The organism is Deinococcus marmoris (assembly GCF_001949125.1).
Classification (GTDB): domain Bacteria; phylum Deinococcota; class Deinococci; order Deinococcales; family Deinococcaceae; genus Deinococcus; species Deinococcus marmoris_A.
This window is the reverse complement of sequence record NZ_MSTI01000068.1, coordinates 29,994-44,388: the sequence shown is the minus strand read 5'-3', so window position 1 is coordinate 44,388 and position 14,395 is coordinate 29,994. Positions and strand designations below refer to the sequence as shown.

The window sequence follows — 14,395 nt, the reverse complement described above, 5'->3', positions numbered from 1 at the left end:
TGTCTTCGCAAGAGAAGGATTAGCCCTCCACCGCGTAGGGAAACAGCAGCGTCGCCAGAATGATCGTCCCGATATCAAACGCGGTCAGGAAGGCGAACCAGGGCCACAACTCGGCAAAGGGAAGCCCCTCTATCAGACCCGAAGTGGCGCGCACGGTGGCGATCACCACCGGGACCAGAATCGGAAAGGCAAGCGCGGGCAGCAGTGCCTCACGGGCGCGCAGGCTGACGGTGATGGAGCCGTAGAAGGTGGTGCCCGCCGCGAACCCCGTTACGCCCAGCACCGTGACGAGGGCCAGCAGAAGCCACGGCGTCGGCGCGCATTCGCGGCCCGGCGCACAGTCCGCGCCCGCCGCGCCGAACAGCAACAGCCCCGCCGGAAGCGTGAACGCCGCCACCAGCAGCAGCGGCCCCAGCACGCCCAGCAGCTTGCCCAGATACAGCGCCCCGTGCGGCCCCGGATACAGCGTGAGCTGCTCCAGCGCCCCCGCCTCCTGCTCCTGCGCGAAGGCCCGCTGCGCGCCCACGGCGGCGGCCAGGGCCAGAGCGGTCCACACTGCGCCGGACGCCACCCCCGCCGTCTGGGACAGTGTGCGGCCCACATTGCCGCCCAGCGCCAGCCCCAGCACCAGCAGCACCAGCCCGGCAAAGAAAGCAGTGGCGAGCAGCGTGTCGCGCGTGCGTCCGGCGACGCGTAAATCTTTGGCGGCGAGGTGGAAGATGTTGTTCATGGGTGGGCCTGGGGGGAGTGGGAAGCGTGGAGGTTTTGGAAGATAGGAACCTTTTTGTTCAGGCATCGTTGGAAAGGCGTTTGCGTTTCCCCCCTCTCCTGCGGAGCTGTACCAGTCCCAGCCTCCCCCGCAGGTGGAGAGGAGCTAAAAGCGCGTGTTCCTGGGACTCGCAGAAATCCTGAAAGGCTTTTAAAACACGCTCTTGGACCCTCAGACCCTTTGACCCTTTGACCTCTACTCCTCATGCAAGATCCCAGCGGCCAGCCGCAGCGCACGCGGGGCCACCTGTCGGGCCAGCTCCGGTTCGTGGGCGGCGATCAGCAACGTGACGCCCCCAGTACGGAGTTCGGCCAGCAGCTCCAGCACGAGCTGGCGGCCTGCGGTGTCCAGATTGGCGAAGGGTTCGTCTATCAGCGTGACCGGGCGGGCTAGCAGATGCGCGCGGGCCAGAGCCAGCCGCTTCCGCATCCCGGCAGAGAGGAAACGCACGCGGCGACTAGCGGCGGCCTCCAGCGTCACGCGCCGCAATGCCGCCGCTACATCGCCGGTCTGGGCGTGCATCTTGAGGGCAAATTCCAGATTCTCGGTGCAGCTCAGGTCCGGGTATAACCCCGCGTCCACGGGCATCAGGTGAATGTAATCGCGCACCGCCCGCGAGTCGCGCAGGTCAAAGCCCATGACCCTACCCTCGCCACGCGTGGGCCGCAGCCCAGAGGCCAGCAAGCGCAGCAGCGTGGTCTTGCCTGCCCCGTTCTCGCCCAGTAATGTAATTCCCTCGCCCGGCAGCACATCCAGATTCACGCCGCGCAGGATCACCTCGCGGCCCAGCCTCAGCCACAGATCACGCAGTTGCAACGCGGGTTGTGGGGCGTGGGGTGTGGGGTGTGGGGGTTGGTCTTTTCCCACAGCCCACACCCTACTTCCCGCACCCTCATTTAGACCCTCAGCCACGCGGGCGTCACCTCGTAAAAGAATGTTGCCAGACGCGTGAATTGCCCGGTCAGCATCAGCACACCCACCAGGACCAGGATGCCGCCGCCCACCTTCTCGAAGATTCCGGCGTAGCGGTTCAGGCGGCGCAGGTTAAACCGGTCCCAAAGTAACGCGGCCAGCAGGAACGGCACGGCCAGACCCAGCGTGTAGGCGCTGAGAAGCAGCACGCCACTGCTGAGGCTGGCGCTGCTGGCCGCCAGACCCAGGATGCTGCCCAGCGCTGGCCCCAGGCAGGGACTCCAGCCGAAAGCAAACGCTGCGCCCAGCGCCACTGGGCCGTAGCCCCCGGCATCGGCCAGGGCGCGGGTGTCTCGCATGAGGAAGGGAAGGCGGATCACGCCCAGCATCACCAGCCCAAAGAAGATGATCAGCACCGCCGCGATCTGGCCCAGCAGGAACTTGTGCGGGGCGATCAGCGCGCCCAGGCTGCTGGCCGTGGCTCCCAGCGCAATAAACACCAGCCCGAAACCCGCGATGAAGCCCAGCGCCCGCAGCAAGGGCACCTTTGCCCCGCCGATCACGCCCAGGTAACTGGGCACCAGTGGCAGCACGCAGGGGCTGAGAAACGAGATCAGCCCCGCCAGAAACGCCACCGTGAGGGTGGGGGAGCCAGTGGGGAGGGACATGCGGGGAGTCTAGCGGCTGCGGAGAATGGGAACCGGGGCGGGCGTCCTTTTGGGAGGTGGGAACAGATGAAACAACGCCATCAGATCATCCCCAGATGCTCTCTCAACCGTCCTTCCAGCGCCGTCATTAAATCGGCGGGAAGGTGGCCCAGGCTGCGGCGCAGACGCGCGGCGGCAGACTTACCAATCCTTTTCAGTGCTGAGCGACAAACCGTCGTTGGGGCTAGCGTCAAACAGCGGATCAGCTCTCATCTCCTCCGTAGCCTCCGTATAGGCGCGTCCCAGTTCAGCGTCTGACGTGGCAGATTGAAATTCGCCCTCGTTCAACTTTTCCCGCGTTTGCTTTCCGGTAGCCTGCTCGCTCTCAGGCACGCCCATCTACTCCAACTTCCCCGTGAAATCCCCTTCCCAGGCGTTCAGAATCCGGTCCCCCTGCACCAGCAACACGGTGGGATAGGCGCTCACTTTCAAGGCGCGGGCGAAGGCGGTGGCCCCGTCACCGCGCCAGGGATTGACGCCAGCCGGGGCGGGCGAGGGCGTGCCCTCCGCGTTCACGGCGCGTACAGGCAGATCGCTGTCCAGCACGGCCTGCCATAGCGCCCCCAGATCGCCGCAGTCGTGGCTGTAGACCACCACCACCTCGCGGCCATCTGCATTGGCGCTGGTCTGCCAGGGGTGGGCGGGCAGGGTGTCGCCCAGGCGCACGCGGGCGTCGGCGCTGCTCAGGGTGGGCACCGTCCCCAGCGCGAGAAGCAGCGTCAGCAGGGGGGCATGTCGGTGGCTCATGCCCAGCATCATGCCGCGCCGCCCCGTTCATTTGCATGACGGGGCGGTGAGGACGGCTTGGGAGGCAACCCGGTTCAGGCAGCCAGCAAGTCAGGGGGCGGCTGGCTTGGGTGCCGTTTCTTTGGGGGCTGGAATCTGCGGCACGGCGCTCTGGTTCTTCACCGATTTCACGGCAGCGGGATCGGCCTTCTCATCGGTCAGCGGGGCGGGGCTGTCATCCGGGGCATAGGCGGGCAACTGCTCGATGTACACGCGGCGCTGCACGATGTTTTCCGGCGGGGTGAACTCGGTGGCCTGCTGGTTGGTGGTGCGGTCCACATCGATCAACACCGTGTTGGGATCGTTGTACGCCGCCGTATAACGGGATTCGGTGTATTTGACCGGGGGCGGCGGGGTGTCGTTTTGCAGGGCCGTGTCGGCGGCGTCGCGGTAATTGGGGTCCAGCACGGCCAGCTTGACATTGGGCAGGTATCCGGGGTCCGGGGCGTCCACGTACTGGATACCGGGGGGTTCGCTGAAGGCGCGCACGGTCTGGCCCTTGTGCGCCAGTTCCATCATGCGCCGCCAGATCGGGGCGTTGACATAGCCAGAGTAGTAATTGATAGGCATGTCGCCGCCCTGCTGCTTGCCCACCCACACGGCCCCGGTATACAGCGGCGTGGTGCCCACGAACCAGAAGTCCTTGGGGCCGTTGGATGTGCCCGTCTTGCCCGCCACCGGCCAGTCGCCGAACTTGGCTCCCCAGGACAGGCCGCCCTGCGCCTCGTTCAGATCGTTGACCACGCCCTTGATCATGTCCAGGCCCAGCCACGCGATCTGCGGCGTCCACACCCGCACCGGCTTGACCGGATTCAGGGTGTCGTCGTACAGCACCTCGCCGCGCGCCGTGGTCACCCGCGTCAGGTAGCGGGGCGCGCGGTACAGCCCACCGTTGGCGAAGGGCGCGTAGGCCGCCGCCATCTTGACCGGGGTGGTCTCCACCGCGCCCAGCGCCGCCGCCAGCCCGGTGCCGTCGTTGGGCGGAATGCCCAGTTGCCGCAGCTTGCCGAAAAAGGTCTGCAACCCGATCCGGTCTGCCAGTCGCACCGTGACCAGGTTCAGCGAACGGTCCAGCGCCTCACGGATGGTCATGCTGCGGTAACTGGTCTGGCTCTCGAAGTTCTGGGGCGCGTAGACACCGTTCTTGCAAGTGGCGCAGGGGAAGGTGATCGGCTTGTCGTCCTCGCGGTGGTCCTGGGTCAGTCCAGTGGACAGCGCAGTGGTGTACAGCAGTGGCTTGATGGTGGAGCCGATCTGCCGCTGGCCCTGCGCGGCGTTGTTCCAGGCGTCAGGCGGCGCGTCCCCGTACAGCTTCTGCCCGATCATGCCCAGCACCTCGCCCGTAAAGGGGTCGAGGATGGTGGCCCCCAGCGTCGCGCCGGGGGGCAGGCCGGTGGCCTCCTTGCTGGCAGTTTCCACGGCGGCCTGAATGCGGGGATCGACAGTGGTGTACACGCGCAGGCCGCCGCTGCCGTAGACCTTCTCACGCCCGAAGCGGCGCACCAGCTCCTGCTCGACCTGTCCCATGAACTGCGGGTAACGCACGGTGGTCACGGCCTTCAGCTCTTTCTGCGTGCGGTCCACCAGTTTGGCGCTGGTGATGTTGCCCTTCTTGTCGTACAGCACCTTCCAGCCGCGCGGTTGCAGGTCTTCCTTGAGGGCCGCGTCCATCTGGGTCTGGGCGATCCATTTGTCTTCCACCATGCGGCCCAGCAGGGTTTTCATCAGGGGGCGCATGGCCTTGTAATCGAAGTAGCGGCCCGCGCTGGGCACCAGCACCGTCAGGTAGGCGCTCTGGGCCAGCGTCAGGTTGCCTGGCGTGGTGCGGAAGTACGCCTGGGCCGCCGAGTAGATGCCGTACAGCTCGACGGGGCCGCCGTCTCCCCAGTAGATGGTGTTCAGATAGTTCTGGAGAATCTCGGCCTTGGTAAAACTGCGCTCGACCTGCACGCTCAGCAGCCATTCCTTGATCTTGCGGTCCGGGGTGCGGGCCTGGTTGTACTCGTCCAGCAGCAGGGTGTTCTTGATCAGTTGGTTGGTCAGGGTGCTGCCGCCCTGCACGCTCTCCCCTGCCGCCAGCCGCTGCACCTGCCGCCCCAGGCCATAGGGATCGATGCCGTAATGCTCGAAGAAGCGCCGGTCCTCGTTGCTGACCAGCGCCGCCACCATGAAGGGGCTGATCTCATCCAGATTGACCAGCGTGCGGCTGATGGCCTGCTCGCCAATCTTGGGAATCAGCGTGCCCAGCGGCGTGTTGTCGCGGGCAAAGACCTTGGTTTCCGCGCCCAGCGAGAGGGTGTCCAGTTGGCGGTAATCGGGCAGCTCACGCCACCATTTCAGGCCGTAAGTGGCCGCCACGCCCGTCCCGGCGATCAGCGCAGCGATGAGGAAGGAGGTCAGGAACTTCAGGAAACGGACGAAAAAGATCATGGGCGCACCTCGTGGAAAAACGGCCTGTGGCAAAGCAGCCCGTGGAAAAAGAGCTGGGGGCCGTCAGGGGCGGCGGGCCGCGACGAGCTGGTTGATGCGTCCGCGCAGGTTCTTGCCGGACAGCGGTTTATAGACGATGTCGTCCGCGCCCACCAGCTTGGCGTGGTCGCGCGTCTGATCATCGTCGAAGCCGGTCAGCAGCAGCACGGGGGTGTCGCGCAGCCGCTTGACACGCTTGACGCGCGAGCAGATTTCAAAGCCGTCCATGTGCGGCATCTTGATGTCCAGCAACATGGCGTCGGGGGTGTGGTCCCGCAGGTAATCCAGCGCCGCCTTGCCGTCGGGCACCGCCACGATCTCGTGTCCATCGGCGGACAGAATGACTTCCAGCATGGTGCGGATGGCTGGCTCATCGTCGGCGACGAGGATCGTATACGGCATATGCCAAACATGATAGTGCAGGTCACATGAAAAAAAGGGGACCGGGCGGCTTTTGACCCGCCTGATCCTGGCAATTGCCGCCCTCCTCACCGCGCATGGTGGAGCCAGACTGATAATGTCCGTGATTGCTATGACGGCTCCGATGACAGCTCCCCTCCTGCCCACCACGCCCTCTGGCGGCGAGCGCGTGCTGTGCGCCATGTCCGGCGGCGTGGACAGCAGCGTGACGGCGGCCCTGCTGAAAGACGCCGGGTACAGCGTGGTGGGCGCGATGATGCGCTTCTGGCCCGACGACAAACGCACGGATACCTTCGACAGTTGCTGCTCGCCCGACGCCGCCTACGAGGCCCGCCGCGTGGCCGAGCAGGTGGGCATCCCGTTTTACCTGCTGGACTACCGCGAGCAGTTCCAGCGCCACATCGTCGGCCCGTTTATCGAGGAATACGCGCAGGGCCGCACGCCCAATCCCTGCGTGAACTGCAACACCAAGGTCAAGTTCGACGAACTGGTGAAGAAGGCCAAGATGCTGGGCTGCCGTTACGTGGCCACCGGGCATTACGTCAAGCGCGTGGATACGGCAGACGGAGGTGTGGAGTTCTGGCGCGGCGACGATCCGCAGAAGGACCAGACCTACTTTCTGTGGGGCACGCCCAGAGACGCCCTGCCGTACATCCTGTTTCCGGTGGGCGAGCTGGAGAAGCCCCGCGTGCGCGAGATCGCCGAGGAGCGCGGCCTGCTGACCGCCCGCAAGCCCGAGAGCCAGAACATCTGCTTCGTACCGGGGAAGGTGCAGGACTTCGTGGCCGAGCATCTGCCCCAGGCGACGGGATTTATCCGCGAGATCAGCAACGGCGAAGTCGTGGGCGATCATCTGGGCACGCAGTTCTACACCCTGGGCCAGAAGCGCGGCATGGGCCTGTACCAGTCGCACAGGGTCCGTCACATCGTCCATCTGGACCCGAAGACCAACACCGTCTGGGTAGGCGATTACGACGATTGCCTGTGGGGCGGCCTGAAGGTGTCCGGCGCGAATTACCTGTGCGATCTGGCCGATCTGCCGCGCGTGGTGGACGTGCAGGTGCGCTACCGCACGAAGCCCGTGCGCGCCACGGTGCTGCACGCCGACGAACACGGCTTTGAACTCCAGTTCGACGATCCCCAGTTTGCCGTCGCCCCCGGCCAGAGCGCTGTGCTGTATGACGGTCCACGCCTGCTGGGCGGCGGCTTGATCAACGACCACAAGCGGGACCTGCCAGAAGTGTCCGATTCACCGGCAACGCTGGTCAACGTTTAGTACGGACTCCGATTGAAAGGTGTGAGAAACACCTAGAAATCCGAACGGAGTGAGTGGGAAGAAAACGGGTTCCGGGCATGGAGTGCAGGAATCGGCGCTGTCCCGATTTCTGCGCGAAATAGACGGAATCCGTGTAAGGGCCTGCTGGTAGTCCCCGACGGTCTGATCGCCGCGCGCCTGAAAAATGCTCGTATGCTGACCGCATGTCCGATTACGAGAAGCTCGGCGCGTTTTACCTCGGCAAGGCAGTGGACGGCGGAACAGCGGCAGTCACCGATGAATTGCTGCTGTACGACAGCGCCGATCTGACCACCCACGCCGTCATCATCGGCATGACCGGGAGCGGCAAGACCGGGCTGGGGCTGGGGCTGATCGAGGAAGCGGCGATGGACGGCATTCCGGTGCTGGCCGTCGATCCCAAGGGCGATCTGGCGAACCTGCTGCTGACATTCCCGGACCTCGCGCCCGCCGATTTCCGTCCGTGGGTGGATGAATCCGAGGCTACGCGCGGCGGCATCACCCCTGATGAACTGGCCGCGCAGAAGGCGGCCATGTGGCAAAAGGGGCTGGCCGACTGGGGCCAGAGCGGCGAACGCATCCGCACCCTCAAGGAAAAGGTCGATTTCGCGGTCTACACCCCCGGCAGCAGCGCGGGCCGCCCGATCAGCGTGCTGAAAGGGTTTGACGCTCCGCCGCCGGAGATCATGGACGACGCCGACGCCCTGCGCGAGCGCATCGGGGGCACCGTGAGTGGCCTGCTGGGATTGCTGGGCATCGACGCCGATCCGCTGCGTTCGCGCGAGCATGTGCTGCTGTCCACGTTGCTATCGCACGCCTGGGGCGAGGGCCGCACGATGGACATGGCGGGAATGATCGCCGGAATCCAGACGCCGCCGTTCACGCAGATCGGGGTGATGGGCGTGGACGCCTTTTACCCGCCCAAGGACCGCTTTGACCTCGCCATGAGCCTGAACAACCTGCTGGCCTCGCCGGGCTTCGCGGTCTGGACGCAGGGCGAACCGCTGGACGTGGGCCGTTTCCTGTTCACGCCGGAGGGCAAGCCGCGCGTCTCGATCATGAACATCGCGCACCTGAACGACTCCGAGCGGATGTTTTTTGTGAGTATGTTGCTGAATGCCGTGCTGGGCTGGATGAGGACGCAGTCCGGGACGAGTTCTCTGCGGGCGCTGCTGTACATGGATGAAATCGCTGGATTCTTTCCGCCAAACGGCAACCCGCCCAGCAAGCCTCCGATGCTGACGCTGCTCAAGCAGGCCCGCGCTTTTGGCCTGGGCGTGACGCTGGCGACGCAAAATCCCGTCGATCTGGATTACAAGGGCCTGAGCAACACCGGAACGTGGATGATTGGCCGCCTCCAGACCGACAACGACAAGGCCCGCGTGCTGGAGGCGTTGCAGGGCGCGTCCGCCGGGCAGGAAGCCATGAGCAAGGCCGAGTTGGACAAACTGCTGTCGGGCCTGGGCAAACGTGTCTTTCTGATGCACAACGTCCACGACGCCCGCCCCACGCTGTTCACGACGCGCTGGACCATGAGTTATCTGGCGGGGCCGATCACCGGGAGTCAGATACGGAAGCTGGCGCAGGGGAAGGTTGATGGTGGACAGTTGATGGTCGATGGAAAAACAGCGCCCCCTCCATCAACCATCAACCTTCAACCATCTACGGCGGCAAAGCCACTCCTCCCCCCCGGCGTCACCGAGGTCTATATTCCCACCACCGAGACGGGCGTGACCTACCACCCGCACCTGCTGGCGGTGGCGAATGTGCGTTACAGCAACCTGAAAGCGCGGGTGGACGTGAGCGGCACGCTGCCGCTGGCGCTGGAAGCGGGTGACGGACCGATTGCCGTGAACTGGGCGGATGCGGCGGAGCTGCCCGTGAACCCGGCCACGCTGGAGAAGTCTGCAAACGACGGCGCGAGCTTTGCCGAGGTTCCCGCGCCACTGCTGGACGCCAAGAACTATCCGAAATGGAGCAAGGAGGCTGCCAAATACGTGGCCGCCAGCAAGCCGCTGACGCTGTGGCAGGACCCGTCCAGCGGCGTGATGAGTTCTCCCGGCGAGTCCGAGGGCGATTTCCGCGCACGGGCCAGCCACGCCGGACGCGAGGCGCGGGATGCGGCGGTGCAGAAGTTGCGGGCCAAGTACGCCTCGAAGGTTGCCACCCTGCAAACCCGGCTGGAACGCGCGCAGATGAAGGTGGGACAGCAACAGGCACAGGCCCAACAGGCGCAGCTTCAGACCGCCATGAATGTGGGCGTGGGCGTGCTGGGTGCATTATTTGGCGGCGGACGCAGAACCACAGCCCTCCGTAGCGGCGTCTCCGGCGTGGGCCGCTCCATGCGCGAGGGGCAGGACGTGCAGGCCGCACAGGCGGAATGGGCGCAGGTTTCACAGCAGATGCAGGACCTGCAAAACCAGGTTCAGGCCGAGGTGGACGCGCTGAGCGGAATCTCAGGTGGGGAACTGGAACGCGTGGAAATCCGCGCCAAAGCGGCAGATGTCAGCATTCTGCTGATCGCGCTGGCGTGGCTCCCTTTTGTCTCCGAGAACGGGGCGTTGCGGGCGGCCTGGGCAGGGGCGGAGGGGTAAGAGCGCACGCCAGAACAGAACGCCGCCGGACAGTCCTCTCCCGGTGGCGTTCTGCCTCTCCACTACGCCGCAGGCTGAAGCTGCCGCTGGTCCGAACGCGGCGCGATGATCCACAGCGCCGCGTAGGCCAGGGTCACCGGGGGAATACAGACGGCCACCACCGCTGCCGCCACCCGCAACAGCATCAGGTCCACCTGCGGAGCGTAGAGGCGTTGCAGGCCCGCCACCACGCCGCCGAGAACTTTCCTGTCCATGTCGCGAATCAGTTTCTTTTCCATGCCCGCAGTCTGCCCTCAGCGTGAACTGTGCGAAACAGCCTTTTGGTGGACGGTTTTTCTCCATCCAAAGTTGTGAATCTAAAATTGTGGTTCACGGCTCCAGGCTCAGCGTGCAGTGTCCCAGCTTCAACTCGGCGCTGGCCTCGGCGCGGTCTGCGGGGGTTGTGGCCACCTTGAAGATGGCCAGGGCCGCCTCCAGCAAGGGCGGCAGATTGTCCAGTGGGGCGGCGGCCAGCACACCCTTAAATACCTTTCCTTGCAGGGGGCCGATATACGCGCAGGCCAGTGCCAGTCCGCCGTCCTGGGCGTCGGCAAAGTCCAGGGCAATCAGCGAGGAATTTTTCTGATCCAGCAGCAGCACGCCCCGGTCCGCGCGGTAGGTGGCAGGCGTCCCTGCGGGCGGCTGGACGCTCAGGCGCAATGTGGTCTGGAACAGCTCACCTTCCGCCGTCGTGCCGCTCAGGGTCCAGACCTGGCCCGGCTGAATGGGGCTGGGCGGCAGCGGTGCGGGCGACTGGGCCAGACCTCCTGCCCAGCCACAACAGGTCACGAGCAGCAGGGGCAACAGTGGACGCATGGCCCAGGCTAACGCGCCCCACCCTGTCAGACGCTATGCCCTAGTCTGGGGCCATGAATGCCAAGGGTGAACTGATCGCGCGGCTGGTGGGACAGGGGCAGGGTGCGCCGATCTTCGAGGCGGTGTCGCACGGCCCGGCGCATGAGCGTCTGTTCCGGGTACAGGTGATTGCCAGCGGGCGTGTACTGGGCGTGGGCGGCGAGGGCCGCAGCAAGAAGGACGCCGAGCGATTGGCGGCGGAATCGGCCATGCGGGCGCTGGACGGCGTCAGCGAAGCGGAATTGCCTGAAGACGAGACAGAAGCTCCCGCCCGCTGGCCGATCTATTCCGGCGTGCTGGAAGCCGCGCTGGAAACGGCCCTGGAACTCTCGCACGACGACGCCACACTGGACGAGGTGCGCGCCGACGCCGCCCGCCTGTACCGTGATCTGCTGGGCGAACTGGGCCACGGCCCAGAGCAGGAAGGATGAGCTGGCCGTGGCGTCCGGCGGGCGTGCTGTTCGACATGGACGGCGTACTGACCGCCAACAACGCCTTTCACCGTCAGGCGTGGCAGGAGGTGGCCGCCGAGGTGCTGGGCCTCAACCTCAGCGAACACGATCTGGACACAAAAGTGGACGGCGGACGCAACCCGGAAATCATTGAGCGCCTGACCGGAAAGTACCCGGACGCCGAACTGATCTCCCGCTTCCACGAGGCCAAGGAGGGACGTTACCGCGATCTGGCATTTGGAAAAATGCAGGAAGTCGCGGGCCTCAGCGCCTACCTGGACGTGCTGGCGGCGCGCGGCATTCCCTACAGTCTGGTCACCAGCGCAGACCGCGTGAACGTGGAATTCGGCATGAAGGCGCTGGGCCTGGGCGAACGCTTCGGGACGCGCGTGCTGGGCGAGGACGTGACGCGTGGCAAACCCCACCCGGAGCCGTTCCTGCTGGGCGCACAGCGGTTGGGCCTGAACGCCGCCGACTGCCTGGCCCACGAAGACGCCGTGAATGGGGTCAAAAGCGCTGCCGGGGCAGGCTGCCGTGTCGTGGCCCTGACCACCACCTCTTCCGAGAAAGTATTGCTGGAGGCGGGTGCAGAGTTGGCAGTGGCGGACTTTACGGGGTGGGCCGCATGGCTGAGTTAGAGCCAGTTCTCCGCTCTTGAAAGGCGCAGACGCCGAGGACCGCGCCGCTGCCCACCTGCTGGGCCTGGGCCGCGAGGTTCTGGCCCGCAATTACCGCATTCCCGGCGGTGAGATCGACATCGTTTCCCGCGATTCGGATGCAACTCTTATTTTTACCGAGGTCCGCCAGCGTCGCCAGACCCGCTACGGCAGCGCTGCCGAGAGCGTCACGCCGCGCAAGCTGGCGCTGATGCACCGCGCCGCGCTGGAATACCTGACCCGCGAACTGGGCCGCGACGATCTGCCCTGCCGTCTGGAAGTGCTGACCATCGACGGTCCGGCGCAAACGGGGGAAATTCAGTTGCTGGACGTGGAGGGATGAATTGGGTTGTGGGCTGTGGCTTGTAGGGTTCGGGAAAAGCTCAAACCGCGCCCCGGCCCCTAGCCCATCGACTCCGTGAAAATTCGCGCCAGATCGTCCGCCGTGGGCGTGCGGGGGGCGACGTTCAGCAGCCGCTGCTGCTTGAGCGCTCCGTCCACCAGTGCGGGAATATCAGATTCGTCGTAGCCGAAGGTGCGCACGCCGAGTGGGGCCTGAATGTCACGCATCAGCGAGAGCAGTGCGTCGGGCAGGGCGTTCCGGTCATCCGGTTCATACGTTTGCCCGGTCAGCATGGAGGCCGCCTGGATGTGGCGCGCCGGATCGCTGTCAAAGGTAAAACGGAAGGCGGCGGGCGCGGTGACGATCACGCTGAAGCCGTGCGGCACGAAGTTCTTGTCGCCGGGATAGCCGGGGTGACGGTACTCGTGCTTGAGGCCCGCAATCGGGTAGGCGCAGGCGTGTGGAATATGCACCCCCGCCGAGCCAAAGCCCACGCCCGCCATCGTGGCGCTGAGCATCATGGCTCCCCTGGCCTCGCTGTCCTCGGCGTCCTGCACGGCGCGGCGCAGATATTGACCGCCGTTGCGGATGGCCTGAGCGGACCACAGGTCGGCCACCGGGTTGCTGCCCTGATAGGGCGGACGCTCTCCGGGCGTGGCGGGACGCGGGCGGCTGGTGTACGGACGGCTCAGGAAACTCTCGGCGGCGTGACACACCACATCCAGCCCCGCCGAGGCGATCACGGCAGACGGCGCACTGCGGGTCAATTCCGGGTCCACGATGGCCTGCGTGGGCCGCATGCTGCGGTGGCTGATGCCGGTCTTGATCTTCAGTTCGGGCAAGTCGAGGATGGCGACGGTGGTGGCTTCCGAACCGCTGCCGGGCGTGGTAGGGATGGCGAGGAGAGGGCGCAGCGGCCCGGCAGGCTGACGGCCCCCGCCCACGGGCGCGTTCACGTATTCCATGATTCCGCCGCCGTCCGAGATCACCAGATTCGCCACTTTCGCCGTGTCGATGGCGCTGCCTCCGCCCAGCGCAGCAAAGGCGTCGGCATCCGCCGCCCGCGCCGCCGCCACTGCCCGCTCGAAGGAGGCCAGCGTCGGTTCGGTCTCCACGTCCGAATAGAGGGTGACTTCTATTCCCTCGGCGCGGATGCTGTTCAGCACGGCTTCGGCCAGCCCCAGCCTCAGCACTTCGGGGTCCACCACAAAAAACACACGCCGCGCTCCCAGCCGCCGCAACTCCCAGCCCGTTTCCAGCGCCGCGCCCGGCCCGAACTTGACTGGCGTGGCCTCGACGGTAAAAATTCTCTCCCGTTCGTCATTCATGGTTTGCCCCCTGATGGGCCTGACTGTAGCAACTGGGCCGTACCCTGGGAGCCATGTGGCACCAGCGTGACCTGACCCTCAAGCCCCACCCGCGCGGCTTTCACCTGATCACGCGTGAGGTGGTCTCGGCCCTGCCCGAACTCGCCGGGATTCGGGTGGGCCTGCTGCATGTCTTCATCCAGCACACCTCCGCCAGCCTGACCGTCAGCGAGAACGCCAGCCCCGACGTGCGGCGCGACTTTGAGCGCTACTTCAACCACGCCGTTCCCGACGGCTGGGCCGATTTTGAACATACTCTGGAGGGCGACGACGATATGGCCGCGCACATCAAGGCCAGCGTGCTGGGCGCGGGCCTGAGCCTGCCTGTGCGGGACGGGCGGCTGGCGCTGGGAACGTGGCAGGGCGTCTACCTGTGCGAACACCGAAACAGCGGCGGCGCGCGGCGGCTGGTGCTGACGCTGATGGGAGAGTAGAAACAGTTGTCTGGGTGGCCGTCTGCGGTTTAACCCCTCTGCTTCGCAGCTCTGCGAGTCCGCCCCTTCGGGGCACCTCCCCTCAAAAGGAAGGCAAGGAGATTCTGGCGTGGCTAGATGCACTGCGCCTCCTGGCTCCCCTTAAAGGGAGCTGGCTGCGAAGCAGACTGAGGGGTCAAACCGCAATCAACCCGCCCAGAACACGACCAGTCAACCTACCCCTACACAACCTCACCCCACCCTCGCCCCCATCCGTTAAGCTGAATTACGGTGCCGTGCGCCGTGTTTTTTTTTGCCG

Annotated in this window: 15 protein-coding genes; 6 read left to right on the top strand and 9 right to left on the bottom strand. The window is 65.5% G+C overall.

All coding sequences use genetic code 11. The features are described 5' to 3' along the window. Nucleotides 1–19: 19 nt before the first annotated feature. The 6 genes from BOO71_RS10290 to BOO71_RS10260 form a co-directional block, all read right to left on the bottom strand. On the bottom strand, nt 20–730 hold the full coding sequence (locus BOO71_RS10290; RefSeq protein WP_075831997.1) for a heme exporter protein CcmB: 711 nt from the start codon (nt 728–730) through the stop codon (nt 20–22). Nucleotides 731–964: 234 nt separating this feature from the next. Further along, on the bottom strand, nt 965–1,636 hold the full coding sequence (locus BOO71_RS10285) for an ABC transporter ATP-binding protein (protein WP_075831995.1): 672 nt from the start codon (nt 1,634–1,636) through the stop codon (nt 965–967). A 29-nt stretch (nt 1,637–1,665) separates the two neighbouring features. Beyond that, nucleotides 1,666–2,349 (bottom strand): cytochrome c biogenesis CcdA family protein, encoded by a 684-nt coding sequence (locus BOO71_RS10280; protein WP_075831993.1) that lies wholly within the window; start codon nt 2,347–2,349, stop codon nt 1,666–1,668. 378 nt (nt 2,350–2,727) lie between these two features. Further along, the gene (locus tag BOO71_RS10270; RefSeq protein WP_439823023.1) at nt 2,728–3,135 is read right to left on the bottom strand and encodes a penicillin-binding protein; all 408 of its coding nucleotides are present in this window, start codon (nt 3,133–3,135) and stop codon (nt 2,728–2,730) included. Between the two features lie 90 nt (nt 3,136–3,225). Then, on the bottom strand, nt 3,226–5,604 hold the full coding sequence (locus tag BOO71_RS10265; protein ID WP_075831987.1) for a transglycosylase domain-containing protein: 2,379 nt from the start codon (nt 5,602–5,604) through the stop codon (nt 3,226–3,228). 63 nt (nt 5,605–5,667) lie between these two features. Next, entirely contained in the window at nt 5,668–6,045 is a 378-nt protein-coding gene (locus tag BOO71_RS10260) for a response regulator (protein WP_075831986.1), read from the bottom strand. A gap of 130 nt (nt 6,046–6,175) precedes the next feature. On the opposite strand from BOO71_RS10260, the gene mnmA reads away from it, so the two are divergent. Continuing rightward, entirely contained in the window at nt 6,176–7,339 is a 1,164-nt protein-coding gene (gene mnmA / locus BOO71_RS10255) for a tRNA 2-thiouridine(34) synthase MnmA (protein WP_075831984.1), read from the top strand. A 203-nt stretch (nt 7,340–7,542) separates the two neighbouring features. Beyond that, on the top strand, nt 7,543–9,951 hold the full coding sequence (locus tag BOO71_RS10250; protein ID WP_075831982.1) for an ATP-binding protein: 2,409 nt from the start codon (nt 7,543–7,545) through the stop codon (nt 9,949–9,951). Nucleotides 9,952–10,013: 62 nt separating this feature from the next. On the opposite strand, the gene BOO71_RS10245 is transcribed toward BOO71_RS10250, so the two are convergent. Further along, the gene (locus BOO71_RS10245; protein WP_075831980.1) at nt 10,014–10,229 is read right to left on the bottom strand and encodes a PspC domain-containing protein; all 216 of its coding nucleotides are present in this window, start codon (nt 10,227–10,229) and stop codon (nt 10,014–10,016) included. A gap of 91 nt (nt 10,230–10,320) precedes the next feature. Beyond that, nucleotides 10,321–10,806, bottom strand: a complete 486-nt coding sequence (locus BOO71_RS10240) for a hypothetical protein (RefSeq protein ID WP_075831978.1) — start codon at nt 10,804–10,806, stop codon at nt 10,321–10,323. A gap of 53 nt (nt 10,807–10,859) precedes the next feature. On the opposite strand from BOO71_RS10240, the gene BOO71_RS10235 reads away from it, so the two are divergent. From BOO71_RS10235 to BOO71_RS10225, 3 genes are read left to right on the top strand one after another with little or no spacing between them, the layout of a single operon-like run. Beyond that, nucleotides 10,860–11,276, top strand: a complete 417-nt coding sequence (locus tag BOO71_RS10235) for a putative dsRNA-binding protein (RefSeq protein ID WP_075831976.1) — start codon at nt 10,860–10,862, stop codon at nt 11,274–11,276. Further along, the gene (locus BOO71_RS10230) at nt 11,273–11,935 is read left to right on the top strand and encodes an HAD family hydrolase (RefSeq protein WP_075831974.1); all 663 of its coding nucleotides are present in this window, start codon (nt 11,273–11,275) and stop codon (nt 11,933–11,935) included. The genes BOO71_RS10235 and BOO71_RS10230 overlap by 4 nt, the downstream gene beginning before the upstream one ends. A 16-nt stretch (nt 11,936–11,951) precedes the next feature. Next, nucleotides 11,952–12,296 carry a YraN family protein gene (locus BOO71_RS10225; RefSeq protein ID WP_075831972.1) on the top strand — a complete coding sequence of 115 codons (345 nt, stop codon included), beginning with the start codon at nt 11,952–11,954 and terminating at the stop codon, nt 12,294–12,296. Between the two features lie 59 nt (nt 12,297–12,355). On the opposite strand, the gene BOO71_RS10220 is transcribed toward BOO71_RS10225, so the two are convergent. Further along, a complete protein-coding gene (locus BOO71_RS10220) occupies nt 12,356–13,624 on the bottom strand; it encodes a hydroxyacid-oxoacid transhydrogenase (protein ID WP_075831970.1) in 1,269 nt (422 codons plus the stop codon). A 53-nt stretch (nt 13,625–13,677) separates the two neighbouring features. Here BOO71_RS10220 and BOO71_RS10215 point away from each other — a divergent pair, with 53 nt between their 5' ends. Then, nucleotides 13,678–14,097 carry a secondary thiamine-phosphate synthase enzyme YjbQ gene (locus BOO71_RS10215; protein ID WP_075831968.1) on the top strand — a complete coding sequence of 140 codons (420 nt, stop codon included), beginning with the start codon at nt 13,678–13,680 and terminating at the stop codon, nt 14,095–14,097. The last annotated feature ends 298 nt before the right edge of the window (nt 14,098–14,395 follow it).

What these genes read in the sequence shown, in the direction of transcription:
- BOO71_RS10290 (WP_075831997.1), bottom strand. Translation starts at nt 730, where the DNA reads ATGAACAACATCTTCCACCTCGCCGCCAAAGATTTACGCGTCGCCGGA.
- BOO71_RS10280 (WP_075831993.1), bottom strand. Translation starts at nt 2,349, where the DNA reads ATGTCCCTCCCCACTGGCTCCCCCACCCTCACGGTGGCGTTTCTGGCG.
- BOO71_RS10270 (WP_439823023.1), bottom strand. Translation starts at nt 3,135, where the DNA reads ATGAGCCACCGACATGCCCCCCTGCTGACGCTGCTTCTCGCGCTGGGG.
- BOO71_RS10265 (WP_075831987.1), bottom strand. Translation starts at nt 5,604, where the DNA reads ATGATCTTTTTCGTCCGTTTCCTGAAGTTCCTGACCTCCTTCCTCATC.
- BOO71_RS10260 (WP_075831986.1), bottom strand. Translation starts at nt 6,045, where the DNA reads ATGCCGTATACGATCCTCGTCGCCGACGATGAGCCAGCCATCCGCACC.
- mnmA (WP_075831984.1), top strand. Translation starts at nt 6,176, where the DNA reads ATGACGGCTCCGATGACAGCTCCCCTCCTGCCCACCACGCCCTCTGGC.
- BOO71_RS10250 (WP_075831982.1), top strand. Translation starts at nt 7,543, where the DNA reads ATGTCCGATTACGAGAAGCTCGGCGCGTTTTACCTCGGCAAGGCAGTG.
- BOO71_RS10245 (WP_075831980.1), bottom strand. Translation starts at nt 10,229, where the DNA reads ATGGAAAAGAAACTGATTCGCGACATGGACAGGAAAGTTCTCGGCGGC.
- BOO71_RS10240 (WP_075831978.1), bottom strand. Translation starts at nt 10,806, where the DNA reads ATGCGTCCACTGTTGCCCCTGCTGCTCGTGACCTGTTGTGGCTGGGCA.
- BOO71_RS10235 (WP_075831976.1), top strand. Translation starts at nt 10,860, where the DNA reads ATGAATGCCAAGGGTGAACTGATCGCGCGGCTGGTGGGACAGGGGCAG.
- BOO71_RS10230 (WP_075831974.1), top strand. Translation starts at nt 11,273, where the DNA reads ATGAGCTGGCCGTGGCGTCCGGCGGGCGTGCTGTTCGACATGGACGGC.
- BOO71_RS10220 (WP_075831970.1), bottom strand. Translation starts at nt 13,624, where the DNA reads ATGAATGACGAACGGGAGAGAATTTTTACCGTCGAGGCCACGCCAGTC.
- BOO71_RS10215 (WP_075831968.1), top strand. Translation starts at nt 13,678, where the DNA reads ATGTGGCACCAGCGTGACCTGACCCTCAAGCCCCACCCGCGCGGCTTT.